The sequence below is a fragment of the Saprospiraceae bacterium genome (genome assembly GCA_016710235.1).
Lineage (GTDB): Bacteria > Bacteroidota > Bacteroidia > Chitinophagales > Saprospiraceae > Vicinibacter.
Genome location: JADJLG010000001.1, coordinates 2,747,441 through 2,762,798, shown reverse-complemented (window position 1 = coordinate 2,762,798; position 15,358 = coordinate 2,747,441). Strand labels below are relative to the sequence as shown.

4 protein-coding genes are annotated in these 15,358 nt (G+C 38.8%); 2 read left to right on the top strand and 2 right to left on the bottom strand.

The annotated features are described in order from the left end of the window. Positions 1–263: 263 nt before the first annotated feature. Both IPI99_10930 and IPI99_10925 read right to left on the bottom strand, forming a co-directional pair. A complete protein-coding gene (locus tag IPI99_10930; GenBank protein ID MBK7341031.1) occupies positions 264–5,666 on the bottom strand; it encodes a gliding motility-associated C-terminal domain-containing protein in 5,403 nt (1,800 codons plus the stop codon). A 318-nt stretch (positions 5,667–5,984) separates the two neighbouring features. Further along, positions 5,985–12,134, bottom strand: coding sequence for an HYR domain-containing protein (locus IPI99_10925; protein MBK7341030.1), 6,150 nt, complete (start codon positions 12,132–12,134; stop codon positions 5,985–5,987). A 417-nt stretch (positions 12,135–12,551) separates the two neighbouring features. On the opposite strand from IPI99_10925, the gene IPI99_10920 reads away from it, so the two are divergent. Beyond that, the gene (locus tag IPI99_10920) at positions 12,552–13,562 is read left to right on the top strand and encodes a hypothetical protein (GenBank protein ID MBK7341029.1); all 1,011 of its coding nucleotides are present in this window, start codon (positions 12,552–12,554) and stop codon (positions 13,560–13,562) included. Between the two features lie 774 nt (positions 13,563–14,336). Continuing rightward, a complete protein-coding gene (locus IPI99_10915) occupies positions 14,337–15,281 on the top strand; it encodes a T9SS type A sorting domain-containing protein (protein MBK7341028.1) in 945 nt (314 codons plus the stop codon). Positions 15,282–15,358: the final 77 nt, after the last annotated feature.

Genomic DNA, 15,358 nt, shown 5'->3' with positions numbered 1-15,358 from the left:
ATCAAATTTTCAACATATTGCCATAATCAATAACCGAACCAATATTTAAATACTGGAAAATTCAAATATACGACACGAAACTACCTTAAAATGCTGCCTTGCAAGAGAATTATTTTGATGAATCTGCTGTAAAAATATTTATATTGGAATAATGCAATTTTCCTAATTATATACTGAATACAAATATATTATTACAATTAATGATCGATAAAAAACAAAAAACAACTTAACAATTCTCAAACGAGAAGTTTATTTGATACTTTTTATCTCACCAAGGTCACATCCGCAGTAAAAAAAACAGATTTTCCGGTTACAGAGAGTGCCTCAATCTGGCAAATAAAAACCCCCGGATTCATATCCTGACCCTCAAACTTACCATCCCAACCGTAATCATCCAAATTGGCGTCAAAATCAGAATTAAAATACACCAGCTCTCCCCAACGATCAAAAACACTGAATTTCACAATCTTTTGAATGTCAAGGCCAGTATTAAACTTTAAAAAATCATTCAATCGATCTCCATTTGGAGAAAACACATTAGGGACAAAAACTCCCGGGGCAGTATTTACTTTTATGAGAATGTCATCTATGGCAATACATCCATGATCATCCTGAATTAACAATTTGTAAACGGTGGTTTGGTGAGGTTTAACCACAATAGAAAAACAAGTGTCACAAAGAAATGATTGATCTAATGGCACCCACTTTACCTTTATCAAATTGCTGGTATCCACATTTGTCGATCCGGTTATCAAAAAACTTTCCCCAAGATGGATCGATTGATCGGGGCCAAGATCTAGTTGAAGTTCTGTAGCCGGTTCAATTGAAATTAATGTATCATATGTACAACCAAATTTATCTTTTATATAAAGAGTATAACTACCAGGTTCAAGATTATTTAAATTTGGATTCCGATTATAAGTCAAACCATTAATTGAATAAAGGAAAGGTGCGTCACCACCAAAAATTTCTGTAACTTTTAATGATGCATTTTCCAAACCATCACAGCTTGGCTTATTAATATCACAGTTTAATCCCAATATAGTCGAGCCATATTGATTCACATGTATAGTGTCGATGGAACTGCAGCCATTATCCAAATCTGTTGTCGTAACAATATAATCGCCTTCTTTATTAACATAAATCAGAGAACTTGCAGTACCACCTTCGATAATTCCACCTATGGTCATCCATTTAAAACTAAATCGTCTAACAGAATCCGACTTTGCTGCTAGCTGAACTTTCTTTAAATCACAGCGCAAACTATCACTCTGAAGAATATTAATTTGTGGAAAATTAAAATTTGTCGTAACAGTGGTAAATGTATCCGTGACACATCCTTCTTGGTTAGTCACCTTGATGTGATAAACTCCCGGTAGGCGGACGGTAGGTTTTCTATCAGTTTTATTCAAAAACTGACCCGGCCCCGACCAAATAAAATTTGTGTCCTGCAAGCTAAAAACAGAAATCAATTGTACTGATGAATCTCTGCAATTCAGTTCCCCTCCTGTGAGGGTAACCGTTGGATAAATATGTTGATCAGTCAATCTAAGTGATGCCTTTGAAGAACAAAAATTATCCGCAACAGCAATTACATTATAAACACCGGTATCCTTCGCATATGGATTCTGTTCAGCACTGAAAAACTGGTTGGGCCCTGACCAGAAAAAATTCAAACTATTAAGTTGACTTTGGACTTTTAACTGAGCACTATCAGAACTACAAGGTAAGTTCACGTTAGAAGTGATTAAAATTGGAACAATAGTATCAACAATAACATTCACTGAATCCCTTGTCACACACCCATTTTTATTTCGAGCATAAAAGACGAATTCACCTCCCTCAGTAACAAGTGTTCGAGAATTGCGTAAAGTATCACCGAAAGGCGTTAACCAATAAAATTCCTCCAAGGAGGATTGTGCAACTGACTCTAGTACAGCTCTCGGTTCTTTGCAATTAATATTAGTATGTGTGGTAATCAAGTTTGGAGGTAATGTGTCTGCAACTACATCCATAACATAAGTATTCTGGCAAAGATCTTTCGAAGTTAATGTAAGCAAGTAAAGCCCGGGAGTTGCAACAGAAATGATTGTATCAGATGAACTAAAATTCAAAGGACCCTTCCAATCTATTACTTGCGTGTTTTTAGTTTGAATCTTAACAGTTGCGGACTTTTGTTTACAATTTATAGTATCTTTTATCAAGTTCTGTAAAATTGGATGCAATGTATCATAATGGATAAATAATGAATCCTCAATAAAGCATCCGTTGCTACCTGTGATCATTATTTTGTATTTGCCCTGTCCAGGCTGGGTCACTACAGGACCAATGATCTTCATTCCGGACGGGCTTAACCATTCAACTAATGCAAGTTTATCTTCTGTGATTATTCTTATATCCTTATTTAAAATTGAATCGCAGCGTATTGCAGGATCGGGTAATGTATATTTGGGAGTGTCAATGATTGCTAAAATCCGAATTGTATCAATTTTGATGCATCCATCTATATTTGTCGTAAATCCAAAATAAGTACCGGGAGTTGAGGTAATTAAATTCGTTTTATTAATAATGCTTGAATCCGGGAGTTGCCAATATTGTTTATCAATATCAATATCTCCAGAGATCAGAATTAATGTGGCTTGCTTCTTCAAACATGTTATTGTATCAAATGTCACTGCTGTTTGAGGCAAATGTATCGAAGAGGGAATGATAACATCTTCGGATGTAGCGCAATGATTTGTACGTATAGCAGTAACACGATATAATCCTGGAATGGTTACTTTTTTCAATGCTGTTGTATCCATAGCAAAAAATGGATCTCTTATCGTAAAATATACATTTGAAGTCGACGAAGAAGCTCTTAAATCTACAGTAGGTTTTTTACATGTCAGACTGTCAAAGTCAACAATTAAGTTAGGTTTTATCGTATCAACCAGCAGATCAAAACTATCGACATGTATGCATCCATTATCCCCAATGGCATATAATGTGTAAATCCCGGGAATACTAACAATTGGACTTGAATCAATTGATGCAAAATTGGATGGCCCTTTCCAAAAAATACTGTCTATGATTACGTTGTTACCCCTGAATCTTAGGGAAATAGAATCTTTTATGCAATTTATTGTATCAGAGATCAAACTAGCAAATGGACTGCGCTTATTTTGATCAATAAAAATAGTTTTCTCCGCTGTACATCCATTGGTTGCAGTCACCACGAGTCGATAATATCCCGAAGTATCTACCAATGGATTTTGATTATTACTATTGAATCCAAAAGCTGTACTCCATCGCCAACTTGCTATGGAGATATTGCTCGTCGCGTTTATAGGAACAATTGGGTTTTTGCAGGTAATCAACCTCGAGTTAATCTGTAATACAGGTTTATCTTTATCTTGGAATACACTTATCGTATCTGATTTAATACAACCATTTTGTTGCACAATTTGAATCGTATACAAACCAATTTCCCTGACCCAGGGTTGCTTTTGGTAAGAAACAAACCCAGTAGGACCTGACCAATTGAAGCTATACTTAGTGGAATCCCCGGTTAAGTACTTAAAATTTATTTGTACACTGTCATTCAAACAATCTAGCAGATCGACTTGTAAACCTAAATCAGCTTTCAAGGTATCTAATAACACTGCAATACTAGTGTCCAGGGTGCATCCAAAACTGTCAACTAAATGTACAGAGTATGTTCCAGCAAAAGTTACCAGGGGTTCCTTTGCCGTAGATATAAAATTATTTGGTCCACGCCATAAAATAGTATCGATGTTAGATCCCAATCGAGTCGAAATAACAATTGCTGTATCACGACAGGTAATTGGTTTATAAATGGCAACAAAACTCGGTTTGGTTCTCGTAGAATTGACGGTAACACTAACAGTGTTGGAACACCCATTTTTTGATTTTGCTGTCAAAGAGTACTTGCCCGGAGAAAAATAAAAAGGGTTCTCATTAATCGAAGAAAAACCTGAAGGTCCACTCCAAATAAAATCATGTAAATCTACGTTTGACTGCACTTCAAAAGCAGCACTATCGAGTTTACAATCCAAATCGGTCGCAATGATATTAAAATCTGGTTTCGATAAATCTTCAATCACCTGAAAATTAGCTCTGTTAGTACATCCCGATGATTCTGTAACTATTAAACTATATACTCCCGGTGAAGTCACATCCAAGAAGTCTAAAGTTCCTACGTCATTTCCTTGAAACTGCCAAGTGTACTGTGGCGAAGAAACTGATGTAATCCCTGACAATCTAATTGTCTTTTTGTCGCATGTCAAGGTATCTCCTTGAATATTAATATCTGGAATTTTACCTTTTTTTACAATTGTAATCTCAATACTGTCTGAACAATTACCATCAGTAATCTTTAACTTGTATGTGCCAGCATTGTCCACAATTGGCTTCAAAGGATCTTTCAAATCTTTAATGTTACCATCATTGGTTGTCCAGCTTATTAGACTGTTTGTGCTAACTGATGAACCGGACGCATCTATGACTATGGAGCTTTTAATGCAAGATAAGGTATCGACAGGGCTTGATACTTCTGCATGAATAAAAACTACTTGAAGACTAAGATTAACGATTGAGTCACAAGCTTTTAGTGATTTAAATATCTCCTGGTAATTTCCAGTTTGTGTTATAGATTTACCATTAAAGAGAAAAGTATCCCCTTGACAAATAGACTGTTGTATATTGGTTGGAGAGATGGTTCGCCCAATACTAACATTGATGCAATTTTTTGATAGTTCGGCACAAATACCATTTTTCCCTTCATTTATATTTTGTTTTAAATTGCTCAATTTGGGACTTGTGGCAGGATCGGGGATTTCTGGCAGGCTCGCGATTGAATAAGATAATCCGCAAATTTGATAGTCTCCGGGAGGATAATTCCTTAAATCTACTTTGTCTACCAATGCCAGAATTATATCATTTTGGCTGATAACAAATTTGTATTGATAATTTATTGGATCCGGAGTAAAATTTGGAAATTGAACATTGAGGTTCAAATCTAATCCCGGGTCTTGCTCACACAAAATAATATCAGATTGGCTAAAAACACCGCCGTTTGGACTACAAGAGGAACAGCCAATACCTCTGTCATCACAAAACAACAAACAAAAGCTTTCAACAAATCCTGAATAAAACCTTGCCCCATCAGAGATTTGTAGAGACCAAGTTCCATTTACAGGTCCTAAATTAAAATCTTCAAGACAGCCGTTATTCGGGTGATAAGTTCCTGAATAAAAAGTACCTAATATTCCCCATCCTTGTATATTGTCCCACTTGGCTTTAAATCCTGGATCAGGGATAGGGGTTTGATTACAAGGCACAAATGTAACATTCCACCGTGTAAAATCAGTTCTTCCTGCATTACCTACAGGGCCTACAAGCCTGATGGATTGTCCTGACGGTGAAACCAAATCCATTGTAAGGTCCCCAATAAACTTATGATTAAACTTCACTCTTACACCGCAAAGTCCTTGTTGAGGAGTAGATAAATCATTGTTTAGCGCTCCATTAATCTGTAATCGCAATGTGGTCGAACCATCATCGATAATAGCAAGAGAGGAGTCAATACAACACCATTGCGCACTTATAGAAATACAATACAGCCAACTACCAACAATTGTTAATATGAGGTTTACATTCTTCATTCGTCACTTAAGACTCTGTTTCAACGCAAAGTTACAATAATTTATATATTAAACAAAAATCAAATATAATAGTTTTTTTGCGATAATAAATATCAAACGTAGAATATTTTACAAAACAATGTATCTGCCAAATAGTTACAAACATTTTTATATAAAAAAAGGCAGAACTAAAGTCCTGCCTTTTCAACTATTTTTTAATTGATCTATAAAATCAATTGCTCATCATCATCCTTTTGGTGGCAGTACTGTGAGCAGCATCCAATTGATAATATATGACTCCTGATCCTGATATTTCGCTTCTTTGGACTTTCATTTGGTTCATGCCCTTCTGTCCATTGAGTTCATAAACCTAATCACTTTGCCCGTGAGGTCATATAATGTTAGCTTGACTGGTCCTGATTCCGGTAATCGATAGCTGATCACTGTTTCCTTATTAAATGGATTCGGATTGTTCTGATACAACTCGAATACTCCACTTTCCACTACAGTGTCTGAATTCCTTACATCCAGAACTACTTCCTTCAGGTTGCCTTCCTTGTCATATGCTTCTGAGCTCGTCAAATCTCCTGTGATCGACATCAGTCTACTGAGTTTTCCACCTTTCATTGCCTGAACTCTCAATTTGTACAAGGTTTCGCCTTGTGTAACAGTCTGTGATCCTGAATTGTCCCATGACATGGTCACAATCCCTTCAGACCTTCTTCCAAGGTTGAAGTTCTTCTCTTCTATTGTCAATGATCCGCTCTCCACTGAAACAATTTCTATAGCACTGGCATCAAAGCTGATTGTATACTGAAATCCTGTTATACTTTCAAATCCTCTGCTACTCACCTCAATTTCATAGCTCTCTCCCGCTTTGAATTCCTGTTCTTTCACTTCAAGTCGCAATTTCGCTCCAGTTCTTGTTTCTATATTCTGTCCAAAATGAGCTCTTGCTGTCTGGTTTACATCTCCAACTTTTATGGACATGAAATCTACTTTGTTTTCAGACTGCAGATTCTTAATTTCCTTACTTGTTGGAAAATCAAATGGTTGAGTAGGATCGCTAAACACATAATCTGATGGTATGATCCACCAGCTCGGTGTCTTAGTAAACTTGCTTGTCACTCCTAAGATCAGCTTTCTGATCTCGCTGATATCACTTGCTGTGATTGTCTTGGACTTATTGACGTCAGCTGCAATGAATTGAACCGGATCCCTAAACTCTTCTTGTCCTAAGATGTGCTTCTGAATCTTTACGATATCCGCTGTGCTCACACCGTTCAAGTAATTGTCATTGCGCTCAGGTTTGATCACATAATCTTGTCCTTCTATCAGTTTGCTGAATGTATACTTTCCATCCACCGATGTCATCATCTCCTTCATCAATTGCCCGTTCTTCATCAATTCAACATCTGCATCACTTGTTTCAGATCCATTGTTCGTCTTGATGGCTCCATACACCTTACCATTGAATGTTCCATCATCAGGACAAACATTGTTTGGATCTTGTACGATCATTGTCGTCTCGCAGCAATCCTTGTTGCCCTCTTCATCTTCTACACAAATCTTCACCGGTAAGATCAATTCATCATTTACTCGTTTTGCTTCAAAATCTGAACAGCAGATCAATAAACTGTCTGAGCCTCCTTCAAAATATATCTTCAGATTGGCTGGCGGTGTACAGTTGTCGTAGCTGCCATGGTCGAAGTCTTTCGCCCATATCGTGATACAGCCAGTACTTGGCATCACCGTGGTCACTATCCCTGACAAACAATATGGTGTCGGTGCTTTGCAGTCTTTGATCTCAAACAGTTTTTCACAGACTCCTATATTGCCGCAGCCATCTTCTACATACCAGGATATTCTGTGTACTCCGATTGGATATACGCCACTGGCATTGAATGGATTCCCTTGATTGTCTGCATATGGATTATGGTTGAACCGCGGTGTCTCTCCATTATCAAACTGCTTGTGCGTCAATGAGCCCACTTTCAAATCATAGCCACTGTGACTTCCTTTTCCATCATTGTATAAATCTATCTTATATTCCCAGAATAACCAATCCTCAGGTGTACAATGATCGGTTGCGGTAGCTGTCAAGTTGATATGGCCCCAACATATACCCGTTAACGGATCTTTAGTTGCAGGTTCACAATCACTCATTGAACAGTCCACTACAGGATCGTCATTGTCCCTTACCTTGATCACCTGCTGATACTCCCATCGGCCTGTAAGGATGTTTCTGCTTGGATCGTACTGGCACCAGTCAATTACTGTCCACGTTCTGATCACTTTCAAGCACGCATCCGGCTCAATTGTAAATACTTCATCATCATATTCGATTGCGATCAATGCACAGTTGTCGTCTGCATTGTTCATCACTTTCGGTCTGCCCAATCTTGGATTGTCAGGGCTTAAGTCAGCTCCACATCCGTCCAGTTCTACCCTTCCCGGTAAGCTCGCGCTGATACAGGTTGGCCATTCGATGTCGTCGTTTGGATCGCAGTAGTCTGCAGGATTCACATAGAATGGATCACAGTCCACTATCCAGATCGTCTGCTGACGGCTCAAGGTTACTCCCGTTGACGTTCTTACTGTAAACGTCCTTGTCAAGACTCCTTGTCCACACTTCACGTTGTCATCGTTTGGTGTCACCGTTACCGATACATTACAGCCTCCTGTCACATAGCCATCAAAGCCCCATACCAACTCATACTTGTTGTCCGGATGGGCCGGATTGTACAAGCTGTTGTAGTAGTTACATGCTATGTTTGCTGCAGGTAAATTCGGTGGTACTGCCCCTGCTGATGGGCCAGGATAGTTGTGCAATGTATTTGGCACACAGTATCTCTGACATACCAGATCATTTGTTTTCACTTTAGCTCTCGCACTCAAGTCCGTTACCACTCGTCCAAATGTTGGATCCAATGGATCACGCAATTTTTCAAAATCATACCAGAACCAGCAGCTCACCACAATATTCGGTGGTGGGATCAATGTTGGCAATACCTTGTCTTGTACTTCTACTTCTACCATGCAATCGCTGTAGTGACCAAACAAGTCCCCTACAAACTGTAGATTCGGTCCGCTTCTTCCCATTCTGTTCGGATGGATTGGGCCCGCTCCTGGATCTACGTCAAATACTCGCATCACTACCATGATTTTTTGCCCTACATCCGCGCAACAGAATTTTACAAAATCATCAAAATATACCTGATTGCCCGGTGCAAACACTGGATCCGGATCATCGTCTCCGTTCAGTCCATTGCATGACACCCTGTTGTCTGTTGGTGGCAGACGTCCGTTGATTGTGCCCAACAACTCTTCCATTCTGATCGCTTTCACGTATATATGGGGGGAACAGTTGTCAAATGAGCCTTCATCAAACGATGTCGCAAATATCTTCGTGATATTCTCTCCTGCACTGCCTCCTCCTACTAAGCTCACTACTGTATTCCTGATACACACAGGTATCGGAGGCACATTGTCCAGTACATTCAATCTTACTGTCTTCTTCGTGATATTTCCACAACAGTCTTCTGCTACGATATACGCATTCTGGATTCCTCTTGGCAGGCCAGATACGATATATCCATCTGTTTCGTTGCCACTCACAACTCCATCTTCTACTTCTACTGTGTAATGAAGCTCATTGCTACAGTTATCCAACAACCAGGCCGGTGGTACTTCCCAGGTTCCTGTACAGCTCCATACATCCATCGTCACTACTGCTGAATCCGGATACAATACTTTCGGTCCTTCTACGTCCGCTACCTTGATCACCTGATTGTGGCCCCCTACTTTGCCTGTACACCAATCCATTACTGTCCATTGTCTCAACACTTTGTAACAGCCTATTGGACCTGCATCACAACCCGGTTTTGCCAAGTCGATGATTACATCCTGATACGTCGTTCCAAAATTGCGACATGCCGTAGCTGGTCTTCCTGTTCCATACCACATCACGTGTACTTCCGGTCCATAACAATTCGGATTCAATGCATCCCAGTTCTTGTGTGCAGGATAATATACAGGATCCGGGCTTGGGTGGCCATAGTTCGGATCATTTACATCATCTATACAATTCCAGCCTAATGCTCTTGGTATTCTCCTTCCCAATGTGCCGCCTGGTCCCAAATAGATATTTGGTCTCGTCGGATTTGCCCTCCAGTATACGCTGTCCAACAGATACCCGTCGATACAGGTATCCGGTGCTACTTCGTGTGGGGTCACATCTTTGTTCCTGTCTATCTTCCCATCACAGGCCAGCATCGCTCTATTACCTGGCAATCCATCATAGTTTGCCGGTGCTAATACATTGTTTAAATCTCCTAAGTTTACTGTAATCGTTTGAACACAGCTTGACTTGTTGCCGCTACCGTCGATTGCAGTCCATCTTCTCTCTATTATTTTATCATAGCCCAAGGCACAACTTCCTTGTGTCACATTATCTTGGTAAGTCAACGTATAACCACCACAATTCTCCTCTACTGTAGGCGTGCCTGTATTTGCCGGCAATGTACTCGCCGTACAATCCAAGGTCAAATCCCCGGGACAGGTCAATACAGGCGCAAGTTTGTCTTCAATCCTGATATGGCCCCAACAACTGTTGCCCGTTACTGGATCGATTACTTTCACCTGATAATTTTGTCCTATATCCTGAACGCCTACCTGTACTCCCGGTACTGTCGGTCGTCTATCAATCAACTGTCCCGTATTCCAATTCCTGATCTCTACAATATAATCGTCATAACAACTGTAGGGTCCTCCCTCTAATACATCGTCTGCTCCTACCGTTGCATAACATTCCTCGTCCAGGCTCACCTGTACGTCATCATTGCACGAAAGGCTCCGCTTCGGATTTGCATATGCATTCACGCATACATCAAATGTACATGTTGCCAGATTGCCTGCTGCATCTCTCGCTTCGTAACATAATGTCGTGCATCCTATCGGAAAATAGCATCCGGGTCCATATGGTGCTCCACAGGTTTGGATCACTCTTACTCGATTTGACGTTGCTAATGCATACCCAATATGACCGATCCAGTTCGTGTTTCCAAATCCAAATGATGAGTTCACAAACGGTGCTGTAAATAAGCCCCCTGTATATGTAGCTCCGTTCACCGGCGTATTTACGTTTGCATCTCCAAAAATACCCGTCGTACAGTCTCCGAATATGGACAAGTATGCACTGGCTTGTCCCGGCGCGTGGATATAAACTCCTCTTGTCTCCCCTGCTGCCATCGTCAAACAACCAATTTTGGTACTGTCTACGATGATCGGATCACATCTTTTCAAGGTATCATAGGCGGTTCCGGTGATTAAATTGAATGTATCTTTTGGTCCGCTAAATCCGGCATGGGTTGCTACTCTACTAGCACACAATGTCCATGCACTCGCTGTTGCTTGTACCGGTGCATATGGGCCGGGCGCTGTACGATAATAAATATTGTGGTTCACATTCGCAAATGAGAACCAACCCACTTCCTGCAGATTCAATTGCCCACCTGATGTATTCACCAAGTCAAACATCACTCCCCATGCGCCAGCTCCTCCTGATATCTGCCAAGCTGCATTCGTACGGCATATATTGCCTACACGGTTGATGTTGCCAAAATATTGTCCCGCAGGACAATTGTCCATTGCAGTAAATGGTGGTGCATTCCAAGTTACAACACATTCACCTGGACCCGCGTTCAAGGTTATTGTTCCTGTAGGGCAAGACGGTACAAAAACAGGTGGAACATCATCACTCACTGAGATTTCTTGGATGAGTTGCATTTCCTCACATGTGTATCGGTTGATAGATGTCCAAGTTATATTATGTTTGCCATAAGGCAAAGAAATATTTTCTCCACAAGGAATATCTAAATTATTCACTGCTTTGATATTCGACTGTGGAATGGATAATTCCACATTCACCCAATTCTCAGAACAACCCGGAAATGAACCAGAGCTGGCAACTAAGGAATTAGGTCTAATATACCAGTGCAATCCACCTGAAATCTGAGAATTGAATTCACAAAAAGACATAGTACAACTTGATGCGATCAATGAACAATCTGGTCCTGTTTCTCCCACTCTACAAATTTCATTTCCCTTTTCATCTATCAAAATAAGTACTTCATGCTTTGAAGATAAATCTCCAATAGCAGATAAATTGATTGTTACGTCAGAACAGGCAGCAGAAGGCAAATCTCCAAAAATAATTTTGGTGGTATCCAAATGAACCTCACCAGCGCTGAAAGTTGAGAAGACGAGATCGAATTTCTTACTATACAAAGCAGGGGGTGTGTTTGGATCAGGCATACATCCGCATTCCGGTATCGTAGTTTCCGGACATGCTAGTGCAAACTGAGCGGCACATACGTCATTAAAATTAATCGGAGAAGGTGGGATAAAATCACAATCCTGAGCTGAAGCTGCAAGAGATAAGAAAAACATCACAACACCTGAAATCAAAGCATGTAGATACTTTTTCATGAGTTCATTCTGAGTTTGGTTATAATAATTTTGAATAAATTACCCTAATTTGCAAACAACATTCAAGCTAAAAGCCAGAATCAAACTACACAATAAATTAAGTAATGGTTTGCTTCGTCCTTACTTTCCTATTATACGTAGTTATAATATGTTACGCCATTTAACATAACTATTCAACCACAAAAGTATAAAACCAATTAGAAAACCAAGCCATTTTTTTTATTTTTTTTATATTAATTAAAAATATTTATAATATACTGTTTATGTGTTATTTACAAATATAAGTATTATATAATTCATAATCAATTGATTATGAGTATATTTACATTAAATGAATATTATCTCTTTAAAATAAGAAGAAATGAATAACTTTAGACCAAATATTATTCAGAAGTTTAGAATAAAAGCAATATTGCCATGAAATCAATCATTCCATTTATTATTTTTTTTAGCTGGTTCGTTTTTGGTCTGGCTCAGTCTGACTGTAAATTATCTGAATTAAAAATCAAACCCTTAGCATGTGATTCTAATGATTACTTCAAGGCAGAACTGGATTTCAAACATGAAGGTCCGGGCGATTGCTTTCGCATAAAAGGTAATGGACATGATTATGGAGAATTTAAATATTCCTTGCTTCCTATCGCGCTTGATTCCTTTAAAGGTGATTGCAAATCATCTTATGAGTTTGTCATCCAAGATTGTCACTTTCAGGATTGCAAAATTGTTGGAGAACTTGCAAAAGTATGTTGCGATTCTTTGGAATGTTCGATCAAAGACCTCCAAGTAGAAAAAACAGCATGCAATGACGATCAAAAGTTTTTTGTCTTTTTCAAATTTAACCATCAAGGATCGGGGGACTGTTTCCGCATCAGGGGAAATGGACATGATTATGGAGAATTTAAATACTCTCAACTGCCTGTGAAAATTGGGCCACTCACAGGGGATTGCACTACGAACTATGAATTCGTCATCATTGATTGCCATAAAGAAGACTGCAGGCTGGAATACAATCTCGGCAAAGTTTGCTGTGAATCCTCTGATTGTAAATTATCCGAACTCCAAGTAGAAAAAACAGCATGCAATGACGATCAAAAGTTTTTTGTCTTTTTCAAATTTAACCATCAAGGATCGGGGGACTGTTTCCGCATCAGGGGAAATGGACATGATTATGGAGAATTTAAATACTCTCAACTGCCTGTAAAAATTGGGCTACTCGCAGGGGATTGCACTACGAACTATGAATTCGTCATCATTGATTGCCATAAAGAAGACTGCAGGCTGGAATACAATCTCGGCAAAGTTTGCTGTGAAAACAATGCATGTAAATTGTCTGAACTCCAAGTAGAAAAAACAGCATGCAACGACGATCAAAAGTTTTTGTCTTTTCAAATAACCATCAGACTCCAAAAAATGGCGCACACCTCATGATGCCATAAAAAACGCAGGCTGGAATACAATCTCGGCAAAGTTTGCTGTGAATCTTCTGATTGTAAATTATCCGAACTCCAAGTAGAAAAAACAGCATGCAACGACGATCAAAAGTTTTTTGTCTTTTTCAAATTTAACCATCAAGGATCGGGGGACTGTTTCCGCATCAGGGGAAATGGACATGATTATGGAGAATTTAAATACTCGCAGCTACCTGTAAAAATTGGGCCACTCGCAGGGGATTGCACTACGAACTATGAATTCGTCATCATTGATTGCCATAAAGAAGACTGCAGGCTGGAATACAATCTCGGCAAAGTTTGCTGTGAATCCTCTGATTGTAAATTATCCGAACTCCAAGTAGAAAAAACAGCATGCAACGACGATCAAAAGTTTTTTGTCTTTTTCAAATTTAACCATCAAGGACCGGGGGACTGTTTCCGCATCAGGGGAAATGGTCATGATTACGGAGAATTTAAATACTCGCAGCTACCTGTAAAAATTGGGCCACTCGCAGGGGATTGCACTACGAACTATGAATTCGTCATCATTGATTGCCATAAAGAAGACTGCAGGCTGGAATACAATCTCGGCAAAGTTTGCTGTGAATCCTCTGATTGTAAATTATCCGAACTCCAAGTAGAAAAAACAGCATGCAACGACGATCAAAAGTTTTTTGTCTTTTTCAAATTTAACCATCAAGGATCGGGGGACTGTTTCCGCGTCAGGGGAAATGGTCATGATTACGGAGAATTTAAATACTCGCAGCTACCTGTGAAAATTGGGCCACTCGCAGGGGATTGCACTACGAACTATGAATTCGTCATCATTGATTGCCATAAAGAAGACTGCAGGCTGGAATACAATCTCGGCAAAGTTTGCTGTGAAAACAATGCATGTAAATTGTCTGATTTAAAAATTGAAAAGTCAGATTGTAATGATTTACAAAAAGTTGATTTGTTTTTCAATTTTAAATATTCCAACACTTCAGATTCCTTTACACTTAGAGGGAATGGAGTTCAATATGGCACTTTTAGTTACAATAAATTACCAATAAAATTGGAAAATATTGTTGCAGATTGTCACAAAGAGTATGAGTTTGTCATTACTGATCAAAAGAAAGAAAATTGTAAGTTAGTGATCGAATTTGGCAAGATTTGTTGTGAAAAAGATTCAGTAGAGTGTAAAATTTATGATATCGAAGCAGTAGTATTAGATTGTAATAGCCCGGATGATTATAATTTAAAAATTAATTTCAAGTACCAAGGATTTACGAATTCAGGCTTTGATGTTTTTGATAGAAACGGTTTAATTGCCTACAGACTATTGAAAGATTTACCAGTAGTGATTAATCATGTAAAGAAAAGTGGAAAGGATTATGAATTGATAAAAATTTGTGAAAATGATCATCCAACATGCTGTAAAGCTATTGAATATAAGTCACCTGATTGTATCACGAATGGAGGTAAATATGCTTTTGGATCTGAAGAGGTATTCCAAATTGGAGAAGATATAATTATCAGATCAAAACTTGCTTGGCCTGAAGGACTTGAATTCCGATTGTTTGACATCACAGGACAATTGTTGGTAACTCACTATCCGAAAGGAGGCGTTAATATTTCAAAGGTGAGTTGTGCAAATATGACACCTGGTGCGTACATTGTTAAATTAAATTACAATAATCACCATTTAAACAAAAAAATATTTATTTATAATTAATTAATTATTAGCAATCTATATATTATTTAATTAATAATGTAAGGATATTTAGTATTTTTCTAAATACTATAAATCAG

What these genes read in the sequence shown, in the direction of transcription:
- IPI99_10925 (MBK7341030.1), bottom strand. Translation starts at nt 12,134, where the DNA reads ATGAAAAAGTATCTACATGCTTTGATTTCAGGTGTTGTGATGTTTTTC.
- IPI99_10920 (MBK7341029.1), top strand. Translation starts at nt 12,552, where the DNA reads ATGAAATCAATCATTCCATTTATTATTTTTTTTAGCTGGTTCGTTTTT.
- IPI99_10930 (MBK7341031.1), bottom strand. Translation starts at nt 5,666, where the DNA reads ATGAAGAATGTAAACCTCATATTAACAATTGTTGGTAGTTGGCTGTAT.